This is a genomic window from Aeromicrobium chenweiae (genome assembly GCF_003065605.1).
Classification (GTDB): Bacteria; Actinomycetota; Actinomycetes; order Propionibacteriales; family Nocardioidaceae; genus Aeromicrobium; species Aeromicrobium chenweiae.
Genome location: NZ_CP026952.1, coordinates 1,107,313 through 1,130,834 on the forward strand (window position 1 = coordinate 1,107,313; position 23,522 = coordinate 1,130,834).

The 23,522-nt window shown below is 71.0% G+C and carries 23 protein-coding genes; 18 read left to right on the forward strand and 5 right to left on the reverse strand.

Annotated features, from left to right (window positions below):
- Positions 1 to 6 precede the first annotated feature (6 nt).
- The 10 genes from iolC (at position 7) to C3E78_RS05410 (ending at position 11,332) form a co-directional block, all read left to right on the forward strand.
- Positions 7 to 930, forward strand: a complete 924-nt coding sequence (iolC, locus tag C3E78_RS05365) for a 5-dehydro-2-deoxygluconokinase (RefSeq protein ID WP_108580763.1) — start codon at positions 7 to 9, stop codon at positions 928 to 930.
- Positions 930 to 1,823 (forward strand): Cgl0159 family (beta/alpha)8-fold protein, encoded by an 894-nt coding sequence (locus C3E78_RS05370; RefSeq protein WP_108577331.1) that lies wholly within the window; start codon positions 930 to 932, stop codon positions 1,821 to 1,823. Before iolC ends, C3E78_RS05370 begins: the two co-directional genes overlap by 1 nt.
- Positions 1,820 to 2,689 carry a 5-deoxy-glucuronate isomerase gene (gene iolB, locus C3E78_RS05375; protein ID WP_108577332.1) on the forward strand — a complete coding sequence of 290 codons (870 nt, stop codon included), beginning with the start codon at positions 1,820 to 1,822 and terminating at the stop codon, positions 2,687 to 2,689. Before C3E78_RS05370 ends, iolB begins: the two co-directional genes overlap by 4 nt.
- Entirely contained in the window at positions 2,686 to 4,611 is a 1,926-nt protein-coding gene (iolD, locus tag C3E78_RS05380) for a 3D-(3,5/4)-trihydroxycyclohexane-1,2-dione acylhydrolase (decyclizing) (RefSeq protein WP_108577333.1), read from the forward strand. Before iolB ends, iolD begins: the two co-directional genes overlap by 4 nt.
- Entirely contained in the window at positions 4,608 to 6,104 is a 1,497-nt protein-coding gene (locus C3E78_RS05385) for a CoA-acylating methylmalonate-semialdehyde dehydrogenase (protein ID WP_108577334.1), read from the forward strand. Before iolD ends, C3E78_RS05385 begins: the two co-directional genes overlap by 4 nt.
- A 35-nt stretch (positions 6,105 to 6,139) precedes the next feature.
- Positions 6,140 to 7,123, forward strand: a complete 984-nt coding sequence (locus C3E78_RS05390; RefSeq protein WP_108577335.1) for a sugar ABC transporter substrate-binding protein — start codon at positions 6,140 to 6,142, stop codon at positions 7,121 to 7,123.
- A gap of 67 nt (positions 7,124 to 7,190) precedes the next feature.
- Complete coding sequence (locus C3E78_RS05395; protein ID WP_108580765.1) at positions 7,191 to 8,237, forward strand: ABC transporter permease; 1,047 nt, start codon at positions 7,191 to 7,193, stop codon at positions 8,235 to 8,237.
- A complete protein-coding gene (locus C3E78_RS05400) occupies positions 8,234 to 9,112 on the forward strand; it encodes an ATP-binding cassette domain-containing protein (protein WP_108577336.1) in 879 nt (292 codons plus the stop codon). Before C3E78_RS05395 ends, C3E78_RS05400 begins: the two co-directional genes overlap by 4 nt.
- Positions 9,109 to 10,260, forward strand: a complete 1,152-nt coding sequence (locus C3E78_RS05405) for a Gfo/Idh/MocA family protein (protein WP_108577337.1) — start codon at positions 9,109 to 9,111, stop codon at positions 10,258 to 10,260. Before C3E78_RS05400 ends, C3E78_RS05405 begins: the two co-directional genes overlap by 4 nt.
- An 82-nt stretch (positions 10,261 to 10,342) precedes the next feature.
- Positions 10,343 to 11,332, forward strand: a complete 990-nt coding sequence (locus tag C3E78_RS05410) for a Gfo/Idh/MocA family oxidoreductase (protein WP_135804846.1) — start codon at positions 10,343 to 10,345, stop codon at positions 11,330 to 11,332.
- On the opposite strand, the gene C3E78_RS05415 is transcribed toward C3E78_RS05410, so the two are convergent.
- On the reverse strand, positions 11,323 to 12,354 hold the full coding sequence (locus C3E78_RS05415) for a LacI family DNA-binding transcriptional regulator (protein ID WP_199906938.1): 1,032 nt from the start codon (positions 12,352 to 12,354) through the stop codon (positions 11,323 to 11,325). The two genes, C3E78_RS05410 and C3E78_RS05415, sit on opposite strands and share 10 nt — an antisense overlap.
- Positions 12,355 to 12,457: 103 nt before the next feature.
- Between C3E78_RS05415 and C3E78_RS05420 the strand changes: the two genes are divergently transcribed.
- Positions 12,458 to 13,465: a Gfo/Idh/MocA family oxidoreductase gene (locus C3E78_RS05420; RefSeq protein ID WP_108577339.1), complete on the forward strand. Its 1,008-nt coding sequence runs from the start codon at positions 12,458 to 12,460 to the stop codon at positions 13,463 to 13,465.
- Positions 13,462 to 14,247, forward strand: a complete 786-nt coding sequence (locus tag C3E78_RS05425; protein WP_108577340.1) for a TIM barrel protein — start codon at positions 13,462 to 13,464, stop codon at positions 14,245 to 14,247. The genes C3E78_RS05420 and C3E78_RS05425 overlap by 4 nt, the downstream gene beginning before the upstream one ends.
- 181 nt (positions 14,248 to 14,428) lie before the next feature.
- Here the strand turns inward: C3E78_RS05425 and C3E78_RS05430 are convergent, their stop codons facing one another.
- On the reverse strand, positions 14,429 to 15,460 hold the full coding sequence (locus C3E78_RS05430) for a LacI family DNA-binding transcriptional regulator (protein ID WP_108577341.1): 1,032 nt from the start codon (positions 15,458 to 15,460) through the stop codon (positions 14,429 to 14,431).
- A 105-nt stretch (positions 15,461 to 15,565) separates the two neighbouring features.
- Here C3E78_RS05430 and C3E78_RS05435 point away from each other — a divergent pair, with 105 nt between their 5' ends.
- From C3E78_RS05435 to C3E78_RS05460, 6 genes are all read left to right on the forward strand, one after another.
- Positions 15,566 to 16,753 (forward strand): phytanoyl-CoA dioxygenase family protein, encoded by a 1,188-nt coding sequence (locus C3E78_RS05435; RefSeq protein ID WP_108577342.1) that lies wholly within the window; start codon positions 15,566 to 15,568, stop codon positions 16,751 to 16,753.
- A complete protein-coding gene (locus C3E78_RS05440; protein ID WP_108580766.1) occupies positions 16,746 to 17,519 on the forward strand; it encodes an SDR family oxidoreductase in 774 nt (257 codons plus the stop codon). The genes C3E78_RS05435 and C3E78_RS05440 overlap by 8 nt, the downstream gene beginning before the upstream one ends.
- Before the next feature lie 124 nt (positions 17,520 to 17,643).
- Positions 17,644 to 18,219: an ATP-dependent Clp protease proteolytic subunit gene (locus C3E78_RS05445; RefSeq protein WP_108577343.1), complete on the forward strand. Its 576-nt coding sequence runs from the start codon at positions 17,644 to 17,646 to the stop codon at positions 18,217 to 18,219.
- Positions 18,216 to 18,818 carry an ATP-dependent Clp protease proteolytic subunit gene (locus tag C3E78_RS05450; RefSeq protein ID WP_108577344.1) on the forward strand — a complete coding sequence of 201 codons (603 nt, stop codon included), beginning with the start codon at positions 18,216 to 18,218 and terminating at the stop codon, positions 18,816 to 18,818. The genes C3E78_RS05445 and C3E78_RS05450 overlap by 4 nt, the downstream gene beginning before the upstream one ends.
- Positions 18,819 to 18,966: 148 nt before the next feature.
- Entirely contained in the window at positions 18,967 to 20,238 is a 1,272-nt protein-coding gene (gene clpX, locus C3E78_RS05455) for an ATP-dependent Clp protease ATP-binding subunit ClpX (RefSeq protein ID WP_108577345.1), read from the forward strand.
- Between the two features lie 24 nt (positions 20,239 to 20,262).
- Entirely contained in the window at positions 20,263 to 21,417 is a 1,155-nt protein-coding gene (locus C3E78_RS05460) for a saccharopine dehydrogenase family protein (protein WP_108577346.1), read from the forward strand.
- Between the two features lie 14 nt (positions 21,418 to 21,431).
- Here C3E78_RS05460 and C3E78_RS05465 read toward each other — a convergent pair whose 3' ends face one another.
- The 3 genes from C3E78_RS05465 to C3E78_RS05475 are packed head-to-tail and all read right to left on the reverse strand — an operon-like array spanning position 21,432 to position 23,411.
- Positions 21,432 to 21,701 (reverse strand): HPr family phosphocarrier protein, encoded by a 270-nt coding sequence (locus tag C3E78_RS05465; protein WP_108577347.1) that lies wholly within the window; start codon positions 21,699 to 21,701, stop codon positions 21,432 to 21,434.
- 4 nt (positions 21,702 to 21,705) lie between these two features.
- On the reverse strand, positions 21,706 to 22,647 hold the full coding sequence (locus tag C3E78_RS05470) for a 1-phosphofructokinase family hexose kinase (protein ID WP_108577348.1): 942 nt from the start codon (positions 22,645 to 22,647) through the stop codon (positions 21,706 to 21,708).
- A complete protein-coding gene (locus C3E78_RS05475; protein ID WP_108577349.1) occupies positions 22,644 to 23,411 on the reverse strand; it encodes a DeoR/GlpR family DNA-binding transcription regulator in 768 nt (255 codons plus the stop codon). Before C3E78_RS05475 ends, C3E78_RS05470 begins: the two co-directional genes overlap by 4 nt.
- Between the last annotated feature and the right edge of the window lie 111 nt (positions 23,412 to 23,522).

Genomic DNA, 23,522 nt, shown 5'->3' on the forward strand with positions numbered 1-23,522 from the left:
ATCGCGATGGGGCGGGTCGGCGTCGACATCTACCCCGAGCAGGTCGGCGTGCACCTCGAGGACGTCACGTCGTTCGGCAAGTTCCTCGGCGGCAGCGCGACCAACGTCGCCGTCGCCGCCGCACGTCTCGGACACCGGTCCGCGGTCGTGACCCGCACCGGGGAGGACCCGTTCGGCCGCTTCATCCACGCCGAGCTGGTCAAGTTCGGCGTCGACGACCAGTACGTCACGCCGGTCGCCGGGCTGCCCACACCGGTCGTGTTCTGCGAGATCTTCCCGCCGGACGACTTCCCGCTGTACTTCTACCGCGAGCCGAAGGCCCCCGACCTGGAGATCTCCGTCGATGAGCTCGACTTCGACGCGATCCGTGCCGCTGACGTGTTCTGGGTGACCGGCACCGGGCTGTCGCAGGAGCCCAGCAGGGAGGCCACCCTCGCCGCGCTGGAGGCGCGCGGGAAGAATGGCATCACCGTGCTCGACCTCGACTACCGCCCCATGTTCTGGGACTCCGCTGCCTCGGCCACCGCCCAGGTGCAGGCGGCGCTGCCGCACGTCACCGTGGCGGTCGGCAACAAGGAGGAGTGCGAGGTCGCCGTCGGCGAGACCGATCCGCAGGCCGCCGCGAAGGCCCTGCGGGCCACGGGCGTCGAGCTCGCGATCGTCAAGCAGGGGCCGGCCGGCGTGCTCGGGGTCCGCGGCGACGAGTCGGTCGTCGTCCCGCCCGTGGCGGTCGACGTGGTCAACGGCCTCGGCGCCGGCGACGCGTTCGGCGGCTCGCTCGTCCACGGGCTGCTCAGCGGCTGGGACCTCACCCGCACGCTCTCGTTCTCCAACGCCGCCGGCGCGTACGTCGCCGGTCAGCTGTCGTGCGCCGACGCGATGCCCACCGTCGACCAGGTCGAGCGCGTTCTCGCCCGAGGGAGGGTCTGATGACCACCGTCACCGCCCAGGACATCGCCGGACTCGTCACGATCCGTGCCGAGCACCCCGAGCGCGTCGCCGAGCTCGCCGCCGCCCGCACGCAGCCCACTGGGCTCGTCGGCAGCACCGGCCGGCTCCTGCTGGTCGCGGCCGACCACCCGGCCCGCGGCGCGCTCCGCGCCGGCGACGACGCCCTTGCGATGGGCGACCGTCCCGAGCTCCTGAGCCGCATGGTCCGGGCCCTCGACCGCCCGGGCGTCGACGGCGTCCTCGGCACGGCCGACGTCATCGAGGACCTGCTGCTCCTGGGGGCCCTGGACGGCAAGGTCGTGATCGGCTCGATGAACCGCGGCGGCCTGGCCGGCACGGCGTTCGAGATCGACGACCGCTTCACCGGGTACGACGCGGCGTCCATCGCCTCGGCGGGCTATCAGGGAGGCAAGATGCTGTTCCGCATCGACCCGAACGACCCCGCGACCCCCGCGACCATGCAGGCGTGCGCGCAGGCGGTCGGCGAGCTCGCCGAGCACCGCGTCATGGCGATGGTCGAGCCGTTCATCTCCGGGCGCGACGCCTCCGGCCGCATGCGCAACGACCTGACGACCGAGGCGGTCATCCGTTCGGCGACCGTCGCTGCGGGTCTCGCGACCACCTCGGCGTACACCTGGCTCAAGCTCCCGGTCGTCGACGACATGGAGGCGGTGCTCGCCGCGTCCACCCTGCCCGTGGTCCTGCTGGGCGGGGAGGTCTCCAGCGACCAGGACGCCCAGTTCGCGACCTGGTCCAAGGCGCTCGCGAGCCCGGCCGTCCGCGGCATGGTCGTCGGCCGCTCCCTGCTGTTCCCGCCCGGAGGCAACATCGAGGAAGCCGTGGACGCGACCGTGGAGATGATGACCGCATGAACCCGGTGCTGCGAGCGGGCGAGACGGCCTCCGGGCCGTACGCCCTCGAGATCACCCCGAAGTCCGCAGGCTGGGACCACAGCGGCCTACGGGTGCTGGTGCTGGCGCCCGGCCAGTCCGAGGAGCTGCTGACCGGCGACGCCGAGCACATGGTGCTCGCGCTCGACGGATCGGCCGACGTGACGGTCGACGACGAGGCCTTCACCCTGCTGGGACGCACGAGCGTCTTCGCCGGCCCGAGCGACGTCGTGTACGCGCCGCGGGACGCCCGGCTCACCGTCTCCAGCGTCGACGGCGGACGCTTCGCGCTGGCCTCGGCCCGCTGCCGCCAGCGCCTCGCGCCGGCGTACCTGCCGAAGGCCGACGTGCCGGTCGAGATGCGCGGCGCCGGGCAGTCCAGCCGCCAGGTCAACAACTTCGGCGTCCCGGGCGTGCTCGAGGCCGACCGCCTCATCGCGTGCGAGGTGCTCACCCCCGGCGGCAACTGGTCGTCCTACCCGCCGCACAAGCACGACGAGGAGCGCGACGGCGAGACCCGGCTGGAGGAGATCTACTACTTCGAGGTGGCCGACGGACCGGCCGGTCCCGGCATCGGGTTCCAGCGCGTCTACGGCCACGAGAACGCCGACATCGACGTCTCCGCGGAGGTGCGCAGCGGCGACGCGGTGCTCATCCCGCACGGCTGGCACGGCCCGTCGATGGCCGCGCCCGGCTACGACCTGTACTACCTCAACGTCATGGCCGGTCCCGGCGAGGAACGTGCCTGGCTGATCTGCGACGACCCGGCGCACGCCTGGGTCCGTGACACCTGGGCCGACCAGTCCGTCGACCCGCGGCTCCCGTTCGGGAAGGAAGGGCACCGATGACCACCTTGACCGTCGCCCAGGCGACCGTCCGCTTCCTCGAGGCCCAGTACGTGGAGCGCGACGGCGTCGAGCAGCTGTTCTTCGCCGGGTGCTGGGGCATCTTCGGCCACGGCAACGTCGCCGGCGTCGGCCAGGCGCTGCTCGAGCGAGAGCAGTCCGGCGATCCCTCGCACCTGCGCTTCTTCCACGGCCGCAACGAGCAGGCCATGGTGCACGCCGCGGTGGCGTACGCCCGCCAGCGGGACCGGCTCGCCGCGATGGCGGTCACCGCCTCGGTGGGTCCCGGCGCGACCAACATGGTCACCGGTGCCGCCCTGGCCACGATCAACCGCCTGCCGGTGCTGCTGCTGCCCGGCGACACGTTCGCGACCCGCGTCGCCAGCCCGGTGCTGCAGGAGCTCGAGGACGTCCAGCAGGGCGACATCTCGGTCAACGACGTGTTCCGGCCCGTCTCGGTGTACTTCGACCGGGTCGACCGGCCCGAGCAGCTGGCGTCCGCGCTGCTGCACGCGACCCGCATCCTGACCAGCCCGGCCGAGACCGGCGCGGTCACCCTGGCCCTGCCGCAGGACGTGCAGGCCGAGTCGTACGACTTCCCCGACGAGCTGTTCGCCAAGCGCGTCTGGCACGTCGCCCGTCCCGTGCCGGAGCCGGCCGCGCTCGCCCGCGCGGTCGCCGCGATCCGGTCGGCCCGCAAGCCGCTCGTGGTCGCCGGTGGCGGTGTCACGTACTCGCAGGCCAACGACGCGCTGCGCGAGTTCGCGGAGGCGACCGGCATCCCGGTGGGCGAGTCGCAGGCGGGCAAGGGCGCACTGCCGTACGACCACCCGCAGTCCGTCGGCGCGATCGGCTCGACCGGCACCACCGCGGCCAACGCGATCGCGGAGGAGGCGGACGTCGTCATCGGCGTCGGCACGCGCTACAGCGACTTCACCACGGCCTCGCGCACGGTGTTCCAGGGCGAGGGCGTCACGTTCGTGAACCTGAACGTGTCCGCGTTCGACACGCACAAGCACTCCGCGGTGGGCCTCGTCGCGGACGCCCGCGAGGGCCTGACGGCACTGACCGCGGCCCTCGAGGGCTGGACCGCCGACCCCGCCCACACCGCACGGGCCACCGGCCTCGCGGCGGAGTGGGACGCGATCGTGCAGCGCGCGTACGACGGGACGGGCGCTCCGGAGGTCGCGGACGGCCTGGCGATCCAGTCGCAGGTCATCGGCGCGGTCAACGAGCTGTCCGACCCGCGCGACGTGGTCGTGTGCGCGGCCGGCTCGATGCCCGGCGACCTCCACAAGCTGTGGCGCACCCGCGACCGCAAGGGATATCACGTGGAGTACGGCTTCTCCTGCATGGGATATGAGATCGCCGGAGGTCTGGGCGTCAAGATGGCCGCGCTCGACACGGACGACCCGCGCGACGTGTTCGTCATGGTTGGGGACGGTTCGTACCTCATGATGAACACCGAGCTGGTCACCGCCGTGGCCGAAGGGGTGAAGGTGATCGTGGTGCTGGTGCAGAACCATGGCTACGCCTCGATCGGCGCGCTGTCGCAGTCACTCGGCTCGCAGCGCTTCGGCACCGCCTACCGCTACCGCACCAGCACCGGCCTCGACGGCGACAAGCTGCCGGTCGACCTCGCGGCGAACGCCGCGAGCCTCGGCGCCGACGTGCTGTCGGTGTCCGGCATCGAGGACTTCCGCGCCGCGGTGCACAAGGCCAAGGAGTCGACCCGCACGACCGTCATCCACGTCGAGACGGACCCGCTGGTGCCGGCCCCGGACAGCCCCGCGTGGTGGGACGTCCCGGTCGCCGAGGTGTCGGTGCTGGACTCGACCCGTGAGGCCCGCCGGGCGTACGACGACCACAAGACCCGCCAGCGCCCGTACCTGACGCCGGCACCCGAGACGGAGGACCGAGCATGACGCAGTACAACCACTACATCGGTGGGCAGAGCTTCGAGGGGGAGAGCGACCGCTTCGGCGACGTGTACGACCCCGCCCGCGGCGTCGCGAAGTCGCAGGTGCGGCTCGCGACCGCGGGCGACGTCGACGCCGCCGTCCAGGTCGCCAGGACCGCGTTCGAGACGTGGAGCGAGACGTCCGTGACCGCTCGCTCGCGGGTCATGTTCGCGTTCCGCCAGCTCCTGGTCGAGCACGAGGACGAGCTCGCGGCGATCATCTCGTCCGAGCACGGCAAGACGCTCGACGACGCGAAGGGCGAGGTCGTCCGTGGCCGAGAGGTCGTGGAGTTCGCGTGCGGCATCCCGCAGCTGCTCAAGGGCGACTACAGCGACCAGGTCTCCGGCAACATCGACTCGCACACCTTCCGGCAGCCGATCGGCGTCGTCGCGGGCATCACGCCGTTCAACTTCCCGATCATGGTGCCGCTGTGGATGCACCCGGTCGCGATCGCGACCGGCAACACGTTCATCCTCAAGCCGTCCGAGCGCGTGCCCGGCGCGTCCGACCTGGTCGCCCGCCTCTACACCGAGGCCGGGCTGCCCGACGGCGTGTTCAACGTCGTGCACGGTGACAAGGTCGCGGTCGACGCGATCCTCGAGCACCCGGAGATCGCGGGCGTCTCGTTCGTCGGCTCCACGCCGATCGCCCGGTACGTCCACGAGAACGCCTCGCGCACCGGCAAGCGGGTCCAGGCCCTCGGCGGCGCGAAGAACCACGCCGTCGTGATGCCCGACGCCGATCTCGACTTCGCCGCGGACCACATCGTCGCGGCCGGCTACGGCTCGGCCGGCCAGCGGTGCATGGCGATCTCCGCCGTCGTCGCGGTCGGCCCGGTGGCCGATGCGCTGGTCGACAAGATCCGCGAGCGCAGCCTCGACCTGAAGGTGTCGGTCGGCACCGACCCGGACGCCGAGATGGGGCCCGTCGTGACGGCGGCCTCCCGCGACCGGATCGTGGACTACATCGGCCAGGGCGAGGCGGACGGCGCGACGGTCGTCGTCGACGGCCGCGACCTGGTGGTCGACGAGTTCGAGGAGGGCTTCTTCGTGGGCCCCTCGCTGCTCGACGGTGTCACCACCGACATGTCGGTCTACACCGACGAGATCTTCGGACCTGTGCTCACCGTGCTCAGGGTTCCGACGCTGGATGCCGCGCTCGAGCTCATCAACTCGAACCCGTACGGCAACGGCACGGCAGTGTTCACTTCCTCGGGTGAGGTGGCACGAACCTTCCAGCGGAAGGTCCATGTGGGCATGATCGGCATCAACGTGCCGGTCCCGGTCCCCATGGCCTTCCACTCCTTCGGAGGATGGAAGGACTCACTCTTCGGGGACCACCACATCCACGGTCCCGAAGGTGTGAGGTTCTATACACAGGCGAAGGTGGTCACCACCAGGTGGCCGCACGTCAGTGAGGAATCGCTCGCCCAGCTGAACTTCCCGACGGCTCAATGACGCCGGGTCTCATGGAGAAGAGAAGGAACACACCGATGAAGACAGTGACATCGAAGAAGAGGGTGCTGAAGCTCGCCGGCGCCCTCGTGGTCGTCGGATCGCTGCTCGCAGCCTGCAGCGGCACCGGCAAGGACGATGACGCGACCAAGGACAACGCCAAGGACCTGAAGTACGCCGTGATCACGCACAGCGGACCGGGAGACGCGTTCTGGGACCGGGTGAAGTCAGGCGCCGAGAAGGCGGGCGACGACTACGGCGTCGCGATCAAGTACAGCGCCGACCCCGATCCGGCGCAGCAGTCGCAGCTCATCGACAGCGCGGTCGCCGACAAGTACGACGGCATCGTCGTGTCGATGGCCAACCCGGACGGACTCGAGGAGGCCATCAAGAAGGCCGTCGCCGCGGGTGTCCCGGTCGTCACGATCAACTCCGGTGTCGACCGCTTCAAGGAGTTCGGCGCGATCACCCACATCGGCCAGACCGAGACCATCGCCGGCGAGGCCGTGGGCGAGCGCCTCAAGGCCGACGGTGCCAAGAACGCCATCTGCGTCATCCAGGAGGCCGGCAACGTCGGTCTGGAGGAGCGCTGCAAGGCGGTCGCCGAGACGTTCGGCGGCAAGATCTCCAACCTGCAGGTCGACGGCACCGACGACAGCGCCGTCCAGGCGACGATCACCTCGAAGCTGCAGACGGACAAGAGCATCGACACCGTCCTGACGCTGGGTGGCCAGTACGCGATCGACGCGGTCGGTTCGATCGAGGAGTCGGGCAGCTCGGCGAAGGTCGCCACCTTCGACCTGTCCGAGGACGTCATCAAGAACATCCAGGACGGCAAGATCGAGTTCGCCGTCGACCAGCAGCCGTACGTCCAGGGCTTCCTGGGTGTCACGACGCTGTACCTGAAGGACATCAACGGCAACGACGTCGGCGGCGGCCAGCCGGTCAACTCCGGCCCCGCCTTCATCACGAAGGAAAACGCCGACGCGGTCCTGAAGTTCGCCGCGAACGGAACCCGCTGACCTGACCCCTGGGGCCCGGCGCGTCCGGGCCCCAAGGGCCAGGCGGTCCAGGAAATTGGAGCAGATCATGGCGACAGCCACCGCGGTCGACGAGCGCATCGCACGCACCTCGACCCTCACGAAACTCATGAAACGTCCGGAGATCGGCGCCCTCGCTGCGGCCATCGTCATCTTCGCGTTCTTCGCCGTCACGACCGACACGTTCGCCCGGTCCCAGGGAGCTGCGACCTGGCTCTCGGGCGCCTCGACGATCGGCATCATGGCGGTCGCCGTGGCCCTGCTGATGATCGGCGGCGAGTTCGACCTCTCCGCCGGCGCGATCACGGGCACGACCGGACTGGTCGTCGGCATCCTGACGACGGAGTACGGGCTGAACGTCTGGGCCGCGATCTTCGTCTCGCTCGCGATCGCCCTGCTGATCGGCATGGTCAACGGCATCCTGGTCATGCGCACCGGGCTGCCCAGCTTCATCGTCACGCTGGGGACGTTCTTCGTGCTCCAGGGGGTCAACCTCGCCGGCACGAAGGCCTTGATCGGCCAGGTCGCGATCCAGGGGCTCAGCAACGTGCCGTTCTACGACCAGGCCAAGGCCATCTTCGGCGACGCGATCGACATCAACGGCTCGGCCGCCGGCGGACAGCTGCGGATCTCGGTGTTCTGGTGGATCGGCGTCACCGCGCTGGCCACCTGGGTCCTGCTGCGCACGCGCGTCGGCAACTGGATCTTCGCCGTCGGTGGCGCCCAGACCTCGGCACGTCAGGTCGGCGTCCCGGTCTTCAAGACCAAGGTCGGCCTCTTCATGACGACCGCGGGCGCCGGCTGGCTGGTCGGCATGCTCCTGGTCTTCCGCACCTCGACGGTCCAGGCCGGCACGGGTGTCGGTCAGGAGTTCATCTACATCATCTGCGCCGTCGTCGGCGGCTGCCTCATGACCGGCGGTTACGGCTCGGCGATCGGTGCCGCGTTCGGCGCCCTGATCTACAGCATGGTCAACTCGGGCATCGTCTACAGCGGCTGGGAGAACGACTGGCTGTTCACCTTCCTCGGCGTGATGCTGCTGGTGGCGGTGCTCCTCAACGAATGGGTTCGCAAGCGAGCGGAGTTGGCACGATGAGCAGGAAGACAGCAACCAAGCCCGTCACGACGGCGGCCGTGCCGGCGGCGCCCGGGACCGTCGTGATCGAGGTCAAGGACATCGGCAAGCGCTACGGCAACATCATCGCGCTCAGCGACGTCTCGACGTCGGTCCGTGCAGGGGAGGTGACGTGCGTCCTGGGCGACAACGGCGCGGGCAAGTCCACGTTCATCAAGATCCTCGCGGGGGCGCACGAGCACACCGACGGCGAGCTCCTGATCGACGGGGAGCCGACGACGCTGTCCAGCCCCCGGGCGGCGCTCGAGCTCGGGATCGCGACGGTCTACCAGGACCTCGCGGTGGTCCCGCTCATGCCGGTGTGGCGGAACTTCTTCCTCGGCAGCGAGATCACCAAGGGCGCCGGCCCGTTCCGCAAGCTCGACGTGGACGAGATGAAGCGGATCTCCAAGTCCGAGCTCGCGGCCATGGGCATCGACCTGCGGGACGTCGACCAGCCGATCGGCACGCTGTCCGGCGGTGAGCGCCAGTGCGTCGCGATCGCCCGTGCGGTGTACTTCGGTGCCCGGGTGCTGATCCTGGACGAGCCGACCGCCGCCCTCGGCGTGAAGCAGTCCGGCGTGGTGCTGCGCTACATCGCCAAGGCGCGCGATCGCGGCCTGGGCGTCGTGTTCATCACGCACAACCCGCACCACGCCTACCCGGTCGGTGACCGCTTCATGCTGCTGCGCCGCGGCAAGAGCATGGGCGACTTCCCGAAGTCGGAGATGACGCTCGACGAGCTGACGTCGATGATGGCCGGCGGTGCCGAGCTGGAGTCGCTCGCGCACGAGCTGGAGTCGACGCTCGGTGCCGACTCGCCGCTCGCGCAGGAGATGAAGGCGGAGGTCCAGTGACGCGTGACCTTCGCGTCGGCGTCGTCGGATTCGGGTGGATGGGCCAGGTGCACGCCCGTGCCCTGTCCCGTCTGCTCCAGCACTACCCCGACGCGCCCCTGCGACCGCGCCTCGTGGCGGTCGCGGACAACGCACCGGACGACCGCACCCAGCGCGCCGCCGCGGCGTACGGCTTCGAGCACCTGCTGACCGACTGGCGTGAGCTGGTCGCGCACGACGAGGTCGACCTGGTCTGCGTGACCGGTCCGAACTTCATCCACCGCGACGTCGCGGTCGCGGCGGCGCAGGCCGGCAAGCACCTGTGGGTCGAGAAGCCTGCCGGCCGCAGCTCGGCCGAGACCGCCGAGATCGTCGCGGCGGTCGAGGCTGCCGGCGTGCAGGCGGCGACCGGCTTCAACTACCGCAACGTGCCCGCCGTCGAGCGGGCCCGCGAGATCGTGGCATCCGGCCGCATCGGGACGGTGGAGCACACGACGGTGCGCTTCCTCGCCGACTACTCGGCCGATCCGGACGCCGCCCTGTCGTGGCGCTTCCAGAACGAGTTCTCCGGCACCGGGGTGCTCGGCGACCTGGTCAGCCACGCGGCCGACCTCGTGCAGCACGTGGTCGCGCCGATCGCGGAGCTCGTGGTCGACCGTGCGACGTTCATCCCGCAGCGGCGCGCGGCCGTCGCGGGTGCGATGCACTACGAGAAGGGCGCCGGCGAGCTCGGCGACGTCGAGAACGAGGACTACGTCAACGCGCTGCTGCGCCTCGCCGACGGGTCGCGCGGGATCCTGGAGTCCAGCCGCACCGCGGTGGGGGAGCAGAACACGTACGGCTTCGAGGTGCACGGCACGCGGGGCGCGGTCGCGTGGGACTTCCGCCGCATGAACGAGCTGCGCGTCTGCGCCGACCAGGACTACCTGAACGGCTTCTACGCCACCGAGTACGCCGGCCCGGGCGACGGCGAGCTCAGCGCGTTCCAGCCCGGCACCAACAACCCGATCGGGTTCGACGACCTCAAGGTCGTGGAGGCCCGGCGTCTCGTGGAGTCGATCGCCACGGGCAAGCCGGTCGGCGCGACGATCCACGACGCCCTGGCGGCGGCGAAGGTCGTCGATGCCATGATCCTGTCCTCCGACGAAAGAAAGTGGGTGACGCTGTGAGCGAGCGCCAGCGAGCGAACCATGGCGGCGTTGTCACAGCGGCGCCCTCGTACGGTTGCTTCTTCTTGACGTGGGTGTCGCTGTGAGCTTGCGCGTGGGTGTCATCGGTGCGGGTGCGATGGGCGCCGACCACATCAGGACCATCGCCTCGAGCGTGCCGTCCGCGCGGGTCTCGGCGGTCTACGACTTCAACCGCGACACCGCGTACGCGGCCGCCGCGCCGGTCGGCGCGGACGTGGTCGGATCGGCCGAGGAGCTGATCGAGTCGTCCGGCGTCGACGCGGTCATCATCGCCTCACCGGACCGCACGCACGCCGAGCTGGTCCGGATCTGCCTCGCCGCCGGCAAGCAGGTGCTGTGCGAGAAGCCGCTGGCCGTGACGGCCGACGAGGCGTACGGCCTCGTCGAGGCCGAGGCCGCCGGTGGGCAGCGGCTGCTGCAGGTCGGCTTCATGCGTCGCTTCGACCCTGGTTTCGTCGCCCTGCGCCGCACCATCACCGACGGGGTGGTCGGCGACGTGCGGCTCGTGCACGCGATCCACCGCAACGCCTCCAGCAGCACCAGCACCGACGACGCCGGGCTCATCACCGGGTCGATGATCCACGAGCTCGACACCGTGGCGTGGCTGCTCGACGACGAGGTCGCGTCGATCCGGGTCGAGTCGCCGATCGTGGAGGGCTTCCGCGACCCGCAGCTCGCGACGATCTGGATGCGCGGCGGGGCCATGATCAGCGCCGAGGTGTTCGTCAACGCCGGCTACGGCTACGACGTGCGGTGCGAGGTCGTCGGCTCGAAGGGCACCGCCGCGCTGTCGCCGTCCGCGCCGGTCAGCACCCGGGTCGCCGGGGTCGACGGCGTGCCGGTGCGTGACGACTTCGTCGCCCACTTCGCGGACGCCTACCGGATCGAGCTGTCGACGTGGGCCGGAGAGGCCCTCACCGGCAGCACGACGGGACCGAGCGCGTGGGACGGCTACGTCGCCAACGCGGTGGCCGAGGCGGGCGTCCTGTCGCTGTCGTCGGGTGCCCGGGAGCCGGTCACGCTCCGCGAGCGCCCCGCCCTCTACGCCTGAGGCGCGGCCGGCGGCGGGGCGGTGGTCTCGCGAGCGATGAGGTGAGGGGCCAGGACGATCTGGTGCGGCGGTGCGCCGTCCACGAGGTCGAGGGCGCCGGAGACGGCGCTCTCGGCCATCTCCTGGGGGCTCTGCGACACCGTCGTCATCTGGGCGTGCGGTGACGTGGCCAGGCGCGAGTCGTCGTAGCCCGTGACCGACACGGTCCCCGGCACGTCGACGCGTGCGCGCACGAGGTGGTCGAGCACGCCCGCCGCGCAGCGGTCGTTGAACGCCACGACCGCGGTCGGTGGCGTGGGGGAGCCCAGCAGCTCGCTCATCGCGCGGCTGCCGTCCCGCTCGGTGAGGCCGCCCGCGACGACCTCTGCGGTGTCCGCGACGCCGTGGCGACGCACCGCGGAGAGGAACCCGGCCCGGCGGTCCGTCGCGCCGGGTGCGGTGCCACCGTCCACGTGCGCGATCCGGCGGTGACCGAGCCCGACGAGGTGGTCCACGGCCAGGCCGACGCCCTCGACGTCGTCGCCGCGCACCGACGAGACGCCGGCGGGCTCCCCGTCGCGGGCGACCAGCAGCACCGGCACCGCGGCCGAGACCCGGCGCACCGCGTCGTCGTCGAGCATCGAGCCGAGCAGCACCGCGACCTCGCACCGCTCCCGCAGGAGCGCCTGGATCGCGACGTCCTCCCCGCGGGAGGGTGCCACCGCGCTGATCGCGAGGTCGTACCCCCGGGCGGCCGCGGCGGTGTACAGGTGCTCCACGAGATCGCCGTGGAAGGGCTGCTGCAGGTCGAAGGTCACCCCGATCAGCCGGGAGCTGGACTGGCGAAGCTTGCGGGCCCGCTCGTCGCGGACGTAGCCCATGTCGTCCGCGACCTGCCGGACCCGCTGGCGGGTCGCCTGGCTCGCACCCGGCACGCCGCGCATCACGATCGACACCAGGGCGGTGGAGACCCCGGCCTCGCGCGCGACGTCCGCGAGGGTCGGCCGGGCGCCCGAGGGACGTCGAGGTGGCTGCTTTGACACGCACTGCCCTCCGGTCCCTGTGGTTGGCCCGGGGCAGTTGACCCCGCGGCTCCCCGCACTCTATCGTCGCTCGTCTAGAACGTTCTAGTCGCGAAGGATCCTCATGCCCGTCACCCCCGTCCGCATCGGCCTCATCGGTGCGGGGCGCATCGGCGCCTCGCACGCGTCCGTGATCGCCCGCCGTGTCCCCGAGGCGACGCTCGTCGCCGTGGCCGATCCCCGTCCGGGCGTCGCGGCCGGCGTCGCCGAGCCGCTCGGCGCCCGCGGCGAGACGTCCGTGCAGGCGATCCTCGAGGCGGACGACGTCAACGCGGTCGTCATCGCCGCCTCGTCGGTGGCCCACTCGGACCTCATCGTGGCCGCAGCCGAGGCCGGCAAGCACGTCTTCAGCGAGAAGCCTGCGGGCATGAGCCTCGCCGAGATCGACACGGCGCGAACGGCCACCGCCCAGGCGGGGGTGGCGTTCCAGGTCGGCTTCAACCGTCGCTTCGCACGGGAGTTCGTCGCCGCCCGTGAGGCCATCGTGTCCGGGCGGCTCGGGACCGTGCGCCAGCTCCGGTCGCTGACCCGCGACCCCGGGAGCGGACCGGCCGACCCGAGTGCGGTGCCCGAGTGGACGATCTTCACCCAGACGCTCATCCACGACTTCGACACGCTGAACTGGCTCAATCCCGGAGCCCGCGCGGTGGACGTCGTCGCGACCGCCGGGTCGTTGACCGCCCCGGGGCACCCGACGCTGCTGGACCACGCCACGGTCGTGATCCGGTACGACAACGGCGCGCTGGCCACGGCCGAGGCGAGCTTCGCCGCGGCGTACGGCTACGACGTCCGCGGCGAGGTGCTCGGCTCCGAGGGCATGGTGACGATGGGCGAGGGCGCGCAGTCGTCCCTGCGCCTGCACGACGCGAACGGACGCCTGGCCACGACCGCGCACAGCGACACCGAGCTGCTGGCCGACTCCTACGCGGGCGAGCTCGCCGAGCTCGCGAACGCCGTTGCCGAGCGGCGGCAGCCGTCCGTGACCGGGGACGACGCGTACGCGGCGTTCGCGATCGCGCAGGCGTGCATCGACTCGATGACGTCCGGCACCCGCGTCGAGGTGGCCCGATGAGCCGCCTCGCCGTGTGCTCGGAGATGGTCTACACCGAGCTGCCCCACCTGGACCGGGTCACCCGCATCCACGACGCCGGCTTCGCGGTCGAGATCTGGGATTGGACCGAGAAGGACGCCGATGCGCTCGTCGCGACGGGGGCCGAGTTCACCTCGATGACCGGGTACGTCACCGGGGACCTGATCACCCCGGGCGGGGCGGACGACCTGCTGCGGACCGCGGAGCAGTCGATCCCGTTCGCGCAGGCCATCGGGTGCCCGTCCCTCAACCTGCACGGGACCGGCCTGGGCGACGGGGGCATGCCGGTCCGGCCGGTGGACGTCGTCACCGGCGACATGTGGCTGGCCGCCGTGCGGACGCTCTCGCGCGTCGCCGAGCTGGGGGAGAGGCACGACGTGACGTTCGTGCTGGAGAACCTCAACACCGAGGTCGACCACCCCGGGACCCCGTTCGCCAAGGCGGCGGACACGCTGGCGCTCGTCAGCGCCGTGGGCAGCGAGCACCTCAAGATGAACCTGGACCTCTACCACGCGCAGATCGGCGAGGGGAACCTTGCGGAGCTGATCCGCCGCGCTGTGCCGCACGTCGGCGAGGTGCAGGTCGCGGACGTCCCGGGACGGTGCGAGCCGGGGACCGGTGAGGTCCGGTGGCCGTTCATCGCCCGGATCCTCGCCGATGCCGGCTACGACGGGGTCATCGCGATGGAGGCCTTCGCCTCGGTGCCCGGCACCGAGGGCTCCGACCTGGCCCTCGCCCGCTTCCACGAGGCCTTCACCCTCTGACGCCCCCACCCAACGCTGAGGGGAGACTCCCGTCCGCTGACGGGAGGGTTGCGTCCGCTGACGGGAGGGTTCCACCCGCTGACGGAGGTCGCCGCTGACGGAGGGTTCCGTCCACTGGTCGGCGTACCGGAGTCTCCCCTCGGCGCACCGGGGTCTCCCCTCAGCGGACGGGAGGCTCCCCTCAGCGGTGGGGGAGGAAGGCGGCGGGGGTGTTGAACGGCGTCACGACCTGGATGGGCGACGGGAGCGAGTGGATCGGTCCGGGCAGCGCCCCGCCCGCCTGCATGACGACGTGGCAGACCCGGCGCATGTCCTCGCGCAGGTCGTGGTGCAGCACCGCCGAGAGCCGGCGCTGCCGCAGCAGGACCGCGTTGTCGTCGTCGAGGTCGTGCGCCACGATCACACGGCACTCCCGCCCGGCCCGCCGGAACGCCTCGAGCGTCGCGACGTTGCCGCCGCCGATCGAGTAGACCGCGTCGATCGACGGGTCCTCGCGCAGGGCCGTGGCGACCGCGTCGAGCAGCGTGGCGTCGAGGCCGTCCGTCCCGGTGATCTCGCGGGTCGTGCGCCCGGGGGCGAGCTCGGCCAGCGTCTGCCGGAACCCCGCCGCCCGGTCGTCCTCGCCGCGGAAGTCCGCATTGCTCAAGGTCATCAGCACCGACCCGGAGGAGCCCCACTGCGTCACGAGGTACGCGGCGGTGGCCCCGGCCGCGTGGTTGTCGATGCCGACGTAGGCGACGCGACGGCTCGCCGGCACGTCCGTCACCAGCGTCACCACGGGGATCCCCTTCGCGACGAGCCGGTCCACGGCCGCGACGACCTCGGGGGCGTCGGGCGCCTTGAGGATCACGCCGTGCGACCCCCGCTGGGCGATGTCGGCGAGGGTGCGCACGACGTCCGCCGGTGAGCTCGTCTCCTGCAGGTGGAACCGCGACCGCACCACGGCGGGCCGCAGGTGCGGGAGCTCGGCCTCGAGGGCGCCGCGCACCGCGGAGGAGAATCGCGCCGGCGTCTGCATGACCAGGTCCACGATGAACGTGCGACCCGCGATCCGGAGCTGGGTCGCCTGCCGGTCGAGCTCGGCGATCGCCTGCTCGACCTCCGCGACGGTGCTGGGCCGCACCCCGGGACGACGGTTCAGGACCCGGTCGACGGTCGCGAGGCTCAGCCCGGACTGCTGGGCGATCTCACGCAGGCGGTACGGGTGCGCCATCGGGTGCTCCACATCGGGGTGAGGTGTTCTTGAGGTGTTCTGGCTCTCCCCGCAGCGTACGACGAGCCATAGCGTCGAGGGGTACCCACCGAGCCGAGGAGCACCATGACCGCCATGACGAACGGCGCGCACGCGACCCGCCTGCGCGAGGCCGACTGCGACGTCGACGACTTCGCCACCATCGTGTCGGTGACCACCGACCTCGCGGGCTACCCCCACGCCGACCACGTCGAGCAGGGGGTGCTCGTCTACGACTCCGCGTCGTTGCGCACGGCCGTCGCGACCCCGGGCGGTGCGGAGGAGGTCGAGGGTGAGCTCGCCCGCGCGCTCAGCGACGGTCCGGGCATCGTGGTGCTGAAGGGCGCCTTCCCCGACGCGTCAGTCGTCGACCGGGTCACGGCCGTGTTCGACGCGATCATCGAGGACGAGCGCGCCGCCGGCACCGCGCCCGGCGACCACTTCGCCAAGCCCGGCGCGAACAGCCGCGTCTGGAACGCCCTCGAGAAGGTCGCCCTCCGCGACCCCGACGCGTTCGTCGACTACTACGCCAACGACGTCCTCGCGCTGATCTCGTCGGCCTGGCTGGGCCCCGGCTACCAGGTGACGTCGCAGGTCAACGTCGTCCGTCCCGGCGGGGTCGCCCAGGAGCCGCACCGCGACTACCACCTCGGGTTCTTGTCCAACGAGGTCGTCGAGCGCTACCCGGCACACGTGCACGTCCTGTCGCCGGTGCTGACGCTGCAGGGCGCGGTCGCGCACTCGGACATGCCGGTCGAGAGCGGGCCGACCATGTACCTGCCGCACTCGCACAAGTACGTGCCGGGCTACCTGGCGTGGCGGCTGCCCGAGTTCAAGCAGTACTTCGCCGAGCACCACGTGCAGCTGCCGCTGGCCAAGGGGGATGCCGCCTTCTTCAACCCGGCCCTGTTCCACGGGGCCGGCACGAACGTGTCGGCCGACGTGCAGCGGATGGCCAACCTCCTGCAGGTGTCGTCCGGCTTCGGCCGGGCCATGGAGTCCGTCGACCGCGGGCGCATGTCCGCCGCGGTCTACCCGGTGCTGGCGGCGCGGCGGGCGGCGGGCGCGAGCGCGGAGGACCTGGCGCACGCGATCGCCGCGACGGCGGAGGGATATCCGTTCCCGACGAACCTGGACCGGGACCAGCCGATCGGGGGACTCACGCCGCTCTCGCAGGCCGAGCTGCTGCAGCAGGCGCTGGACGAGGGGTGGCCCCCCTCCCGGGTCGACGAGGCCCTCGACGCGTATGCCGACCGGCGCCGCACCGATGGCTGAGCCGCTGCTTGCCGGCCGGGTGCTGCTCGTCAGCGGCGGGACGCAGGGCGTCGGTGGCGGGATCGCCCGTGCAGCGCTGCAGGAAGGAGCCACCGTCGTGGTGACGGGGCGCCGCCCCGACGTCGGCGAGGCGTTCGTCGAGGACCTCGGCGGAGACGTCTCGTACGTCCGGTGCGACGTCGCGGACGTCGACCAGGCCCGGGCGGCCGTCGCGGAGACGATCCGCCGGCACGGGCGCATCGACTCGCTGGTCAACGCCGCCGGCCTGACCAGCCGCGGCACCCTGCTGGACACCACGCCGGAGCTGTTCGACCAGCACGTCGCGACCAACCTCAAGGGGCCGTTCTTCCTGATGCAGGCGGCCGTCGCCGACATGGTCGGCCGCGGCGAGGCCGGCACGATCGTGAACGTCCTGACGATGTCCTCGCACGGCGGCCAGCCCCACCTGGCGGCGTACTCGTCGACCAAGGCGGGCCTGGCCGGGCTGACGCGCAACGCCGCCCACGCACACCGCTGGGACCGCATCCGCATCAACGGCGTGAACATCGGCTGGACCGAGACCGAGGGGGAGGACGTCGTGCAGCGCGAGTTCCACGACGCCGACGACACGTGGCGCGAGAAGGCCGGCGCGTCGCTGCCGATGGGGCGGCTCGGACAGGTCGACGACATGGCCGCGCTGGTGGTGCTGCTGCTCTCGGACCGCAGCGGCGTCGTCACCGGCTCGGTCATCGACTGGGACCAGCAGGTCCTCGGTGGACTCGACTGACCGCCCGTCGAGACGTCGTCACGCTGTCAGCGAACAGCCGTGTTTTCGCGTGTGTTCGTCCCGGCACCCGTCTAGGTTGGGGGACGTGAACACATCTGACAGCTCCAGCCCACTGTCGCCGAGGATGGCCGGCGAGGCCGGCCCCTCGGATCTCGACGGCCACATCTACCAGCGACTCCTCAAGGAACGCATCGTGTTCCTCGGTTCGGAGGTGCGTGACGCCAACTCCAACGCGATCTGCGCGCAGATGCTGCTGCTCAACGCCGAGGACCCGCAGGCGGACATCTACCTCTACATCAACTCCCCGGGCGGCTCCGTCGACTCGGGCATGGCGATCTACGACACGATGCAGTTCATCTCGAACGACGTCGCGACGTTCGGCATGGGCCTGGCCGCGTCGATGGGGCAGTTCCTCCTCGCCGCGGGCACGGCCGGCAAGCGCTACGCCCTGCCGCACGCGCGCATCATGATGCACCAGCCCTCGGGCGGCATCGGTGGCTCCGCGTCGGACATCAAGATCCAGGCCGAGCAGAGCGTCCTGCTGAAGAAGCAGCTCAACCAGCTGCAGTCCCTGCACAGCGGACAGTCCGTCGAGCAGATCGAGCTCGACTCCGACCGCGACCGGTGGTTCACGCCGGAGCAGGCCAAGGAGTACGGCCTCATCGACCACGTGGTCTCGAGCGCAGGAGACATCGCATGAGCTACTACATCCCGCAGTGGGAAGAGCGCACGAGCTACGGCTTCCGTCGCATCGACCCCTACACGAAGCTGTTCGAGGACCGCATCATCATGCTGGGCACCCCGATCAGCGACGACGTCGCCAACGCGGTCATGGCGCAGCTCATGTCGCTGCAGGCCATGGATCCCGACCGGGACATCAGCATCTACATCAACAGCCCGGGCGGCTCGTTCACGGCCCTGACGGCGATCTACGACACGATCCGCTACATCAAGCCTGACGTGCAGACGCTGTGCCTGGGCCAGGCGGCCTCGGCCGCCGCGATCCTGCTGGCTGCCGGCACGCCGGGCAAGCGGCTCGCGCTGCCCAACAGCCGCATCCTGATCCACCAGCCGTACACCGAGGGCACCGGTGGCCAGATCTCCGACCTGGAGATCCAGGCCAACGAGATCTTCCGCATGCGCGAGCTGATGGAGCGGATGCTGGCCGACGCGACGGGCAAGCCGATCGAGGAGATCAGCAAGGACGTCGACCGCGACAAGATCCTGACCGCCCAGCAGGCGGTGGAGTACGGACTCGTCGACGAGGTGCTCGACACGCTGAAGGTTCCGGCGGTCTAGCAGCACCTCGGCAAGACGCACCACGACTACCGGTGCGGTGACCGAGACGACGGGAGCATTCGCCGCTACGGTGGAGGCTACGTCGTCTCGGTCGCATCCGGCCCGACCCGGGCGACGCAGGCAGCAACCGTACGAAGGGATTTCCCGCATGGCTCGCATTGGTGAAACCGCCGATCTGCTGAAGTGCTCTTTTTGCGGAAAGAGTCAAAAGCAGGTCAAGAAGCTCATCGCCGGGCCGGGTGTCTACATCTGCGACGAGTGCATCGACCTGTGCAACGAGATCATCGAGGAGGAGCTCGCCGAGGGCGCTGAGCTCAGCCTGGGCGAGCTGCCCAAGCCCCAGGAGATCTTCGACTTCCTCAACGGCTACGTGATCGGACAGGACGGCGCGAAGAAGTCGCTGGCTGTCGCGGTCTACAACCACTACAAGCGCGTCCAGGCCCAGGCCTCGGGCGCTCGCAGCAAGGACGACCAGGTCGAGCTGGCCAAGTCCAACATCCTGCTCGTCGGCCCCACGGGCTGCGGCAAGACGTATCTGGCGCAGACCCTGGCGCGCATGCTGAACGTCCCGTTCGCGATCGCCGACGCCACCGCGCTGACCGAGGCCGGCTACGTCGGCGAGGACGTCGAGAACATCCTCCTCAAGCTCATCCAGGCTGCCGACTACGACGTCAAGAAGGCCGAGACGGGCATCATCTACATCGACGAGGTCGACAAGATCTCGCGCAAGAGCGAGAACCCCTCGATCACCCGTGACGTGTCCGGCGAGGGCGTGCAGCAGGCGCTGCTGAAGATCCTCGAGGGCACGACCGCCTCGGTGCCGCCGCAGGGCGGGCGCAAGCACCCGCACCAGGAGTTCATCCAGATCGACACCACCAACGTGCTGTTCATCGTCGGTGGCGCGTTCGCCGGGCTCGACCAGATCATCGAGGGTCGCAGCGGCAAGATGAGCCTGGGCTTCAACACCGCCAAGCAGGACATCGGCGCGGCCGTGGAGCCGCACAAGCTCTACTCCAAGGTGCTGCCCGAGGACCTGCTCAAGTTCGGCCTGATCCCCGAGTTCATCGGTCGCCTGCCGGTCATCGCGGCGGTCGACAACCTCGACAAGGACGCGCTGGTCGCGATCCTGACCAAGCCGCGCAACGCGCTGACCAAGCAGTACGTCCGCCTGTTCGAGATCGACGGCGTCGAGCTGGAGTTCAGCCAGGAGGCCAGCGAGGCCATGGCCGAGCTCGCGCTCGAGCGGGGCACGGGTGCCCGCGGCCTGCGCTCGATCATCGAGGCCGTGCTGGAGCCGGTGATGTACGAGATCCCGAGCCGTGAGGACGTCGCGAAGGTCGTGGTGACCGCCGCAACCGTCTCCGGCGACGAGGGTCCGCAGATCCTGACGCACGACGAGGTCGCCAAGAAGGCGTCCTAGCGTCCTGGCCGGTAGGTTCGGCGCATGACCTCCGTCGACATCGCCCTGTTCGGTGCCACCGGCTTCACCGGTGCCCTGACCGCCGAGTACCTCGGCACCCATCTCCCGCCCGGCGGGACGTGGGCGATCGCCGGCCGCAACCAGGCGAAGCTCGAGCAGGTCGCCGACCGCGTCGAGAGCCTCGGCGGGGTCCGGCCCGAGATCGTCTCGGCCGACATCGGCAACGCCGACTCGATGTCCGCGCTGGCCCGCAGCACGCGTGTGCTCGTGACGACGGTCGGCCCGTACGTCCAGCACGGCGAGCCGGCGGTCAAGGCCGCGGCAGAGGCCGGCATCGCGTACGTCGACCTCACCGGTGAGCCGGAGTTCGTCGACCGTATGTGGCTGAAGTACCACGCGCTCGCCGAGGAGACCGGTGCTCGCCTGGTGCACGCGTGCGGCTTCGACTCGATCCCGTACGACCTCGGCGTGCTCTACGCGGTCGAGCAGCTGCCCGAGGACGTCCCGGTCGACGTCAAGGGCTACATCCGCGCGGGCGGCACCGCGTCGGGCGGCACGTACCACTCCGCGGTCGGGGCGTTCTCGCGCATCCGCCAGGCCGCGGCCACGGCTGCCGAGCGCCGCAAGCGCGAGCCGCGTCCCGCCGGCCGCACGGTCCGCGGCGGTGACGGCAAGCCCGGCCGTGGCGCCGGGGGCAAGGGCTGGGCGCTGCCGCTGCCGACCATCGACCCGCAGATCGTCCTGCGGTCCGCCCGGTCGCTGGACCGCTACGGGCCGGCGTTCACCTACTCGCACTTCGCCCAGTTCAAGAAGCTGCCGATGATGGTGGTCACCGTGGCGGGCGCGGCGGTGCTCGTCGCGGGGGCCCAGCTCAAGCCCACGCGCTCGTTGCTGCTCAAGCTCCGCGACCAGGGCGCCGGTCCCGACGAGGCGAAGCGCGCGGCGTCGTGGTTCTCGCTGCGGCTGGTCGCCGAGGGCGGCGGCAGGACCGTCACGACCGAGGTCCGCGGAGGCGACCCGGGCTACACCGAGACGGCCAAGATGCTGAGCGAGTCCGCGCTGTGCCTCGCGTTCGACGACGTGCCGAAGGTCGCCGGGCAGACGACGACGGCCGTCGCGATGGGCTCTGCGCTGATCGACCGCCTGCAGGCGGCCGGCATCACCTTCCGGACGCTGTAGGCGCCTCGCGGGCCTCAGGCGGGCTGCTGCGCGTCCAGGTCCTGCTCGATGAGTGACGCGATCTGGTCGACGAGCGTCTCGTCGTCGCTCTCCACGACCACCGCGTCGCCCTGCTTCGCGCCCAGCGTCATGATCAGCAGCGCCGAGCCGGCGTCGACGGGGGTGCCGTCCGGCTTCGCCAGCGTCACGGCGGTGCCGGCAGCCGTTGCTGCCTGGGCGATGAGGGCCGCGGGGCGGGCGTGGAGCCCCACCGCGGAGCCGACGTTCACTGTCTTGGTGGCCATGTGCTCATCCTTCGGTCCAGGGTCGTGCTTCGGTCAGGGGTGGCAGGTCGGTGGGGGAGGGCATCGTCGAGCCCGGCAGCGAGACCGCCGCACTGCCGTACGCGACGGCGAGGCTGAGGCGCTTGCCGGGATCGAGGCCGTCGAGCGCGCCGAGCACGTATCCGGCGAGCGCCGAGTCGCCCGCACCGACGGTGCTGCGCGCGCGGACCGGCGGCGCGTCGGCCACCCAGGTGCCCGCGGTCGTCATCAGGGCGGCGCCGCGGCTGCCGCACGTGAGCAGCACGGCACCCACGCCTGCGTCGAGCAGGGGCCGTCCGGCGGCGACGAGCGACCCGGTCTCGTGCAGGGAGTCGACGGGGGTCCCGACGAGCTCGGCGAGCTCCTCGACGTTCGGCTTGAGCAGCCCGATGAGGTGAGGGACGCGTTCCACCGCGAGGCGCAGCGCGTCCCCCGAGGTGTCGAGGGCGATCGACACGCCGTCGTCGGCGATCGCGCCGATCACGTCGGCGTACCAGCCCGGGTCGGCGCCCGGCGGCAGGGAACCGGACAGCACGGCCCACCGCGCACCGGCGGACTCCCGCACCGTCTCGTCGAGGAGCTGGTCGAGGTGGGCGGGGTCGAGCCTCGTGCCCGGGGCGTTGATCTTCGTCGTGACCCCGTTCGGCTCGGCGAGGGTCAGGTTGATGCGCGACGGGCGACCCGTCGAGACCGGGCGGTGGATGACCCGCAATTCGCGGAGCTTCAGCAGGAGGGGGTCGTCGTGCTCGCCCGGCAGGACCGCGACGGCCAGCTGACCGGCGTTGCGGACCACCTGCGCGACGTTGACGCCCTTGCCGCCCGCGTCGTCGGTCGTGCTGACCGACCGCATCACGGCACCCCGCTCCAGCGGCTCGGACAGCAGGATGGTCCGGTCGATGCTGGGGTTCGGGGTCAGGGTGACGATCACGCCAGCACGACCTCGACGCCTCGGGCCCGGATCGCCTGGACGTCCTCGTCCCGGGCGTTCTTGTCCGTCACCACGACGTCCAGGTCGTCGTACGACGCGAACGAGAAGACGTGCTCGACGGAGAACTTCGACGAGTCGAACACCGCGACGACACGGCGGGCGGACCGCGCCAGCGCCCGCTTCACGGCCGCCTCCTCGACGTCAGGGGTGCTGAGCCCGTGCGTGGGGCTCGCGGCGTTGGTGGCCAGGAAGCACACGTCGACCTGGACGGCGGCGAGGGCGTCGACGGTCGACTGGCCCACGGCGGCGGCGGTGACGCCGCGGACGCGACCGCCGAGCAGGTGCAGGCTGACCGAGGGGATCGCGGTCAGCTTGGACGCGGTGGGGATCGCGTGCGTCAGGACGGTGTACGGCTGGTCGAGCGGGATCAGGTCGACGAGGTGGCTGATCGTGGTGCCCGCGTCGAGCACCATGCTGCCGCCGGGCTCGGGCAGGAACACGGCCGCCTCGCGGGCGATGCGTTCCTTCTCGGCGGCGTTCGTGCTGGTGCGCTGCGCGAGCCCCGGCTCGAGGATCGTCAATGCCCGGGCGGCGACCGCCCCGCCGTGGACCCGCTGGGCGAGCCCGTCGCGCTCGAGCACCGCGAGGTCTCGGCGGATCGTCTCGCTGGAGACGCCGAGCTCGTCGGCCAGGTCGATCACCACGAGTCGGCCGTCGAGGTGCAGCCGCTCCACGAGCAGCTGCTGACGTTCTGCTGCGTACACGAGGGCTCCTCCGGTCGTGATGGCGGTGGCCCGTGCGGTGCGTGGGTTTGTGTGGGTTTGGGCCCGAGTACGTATTGTTTTACGTCCGTTTGCGTGTAAAGTCAAGCCAGA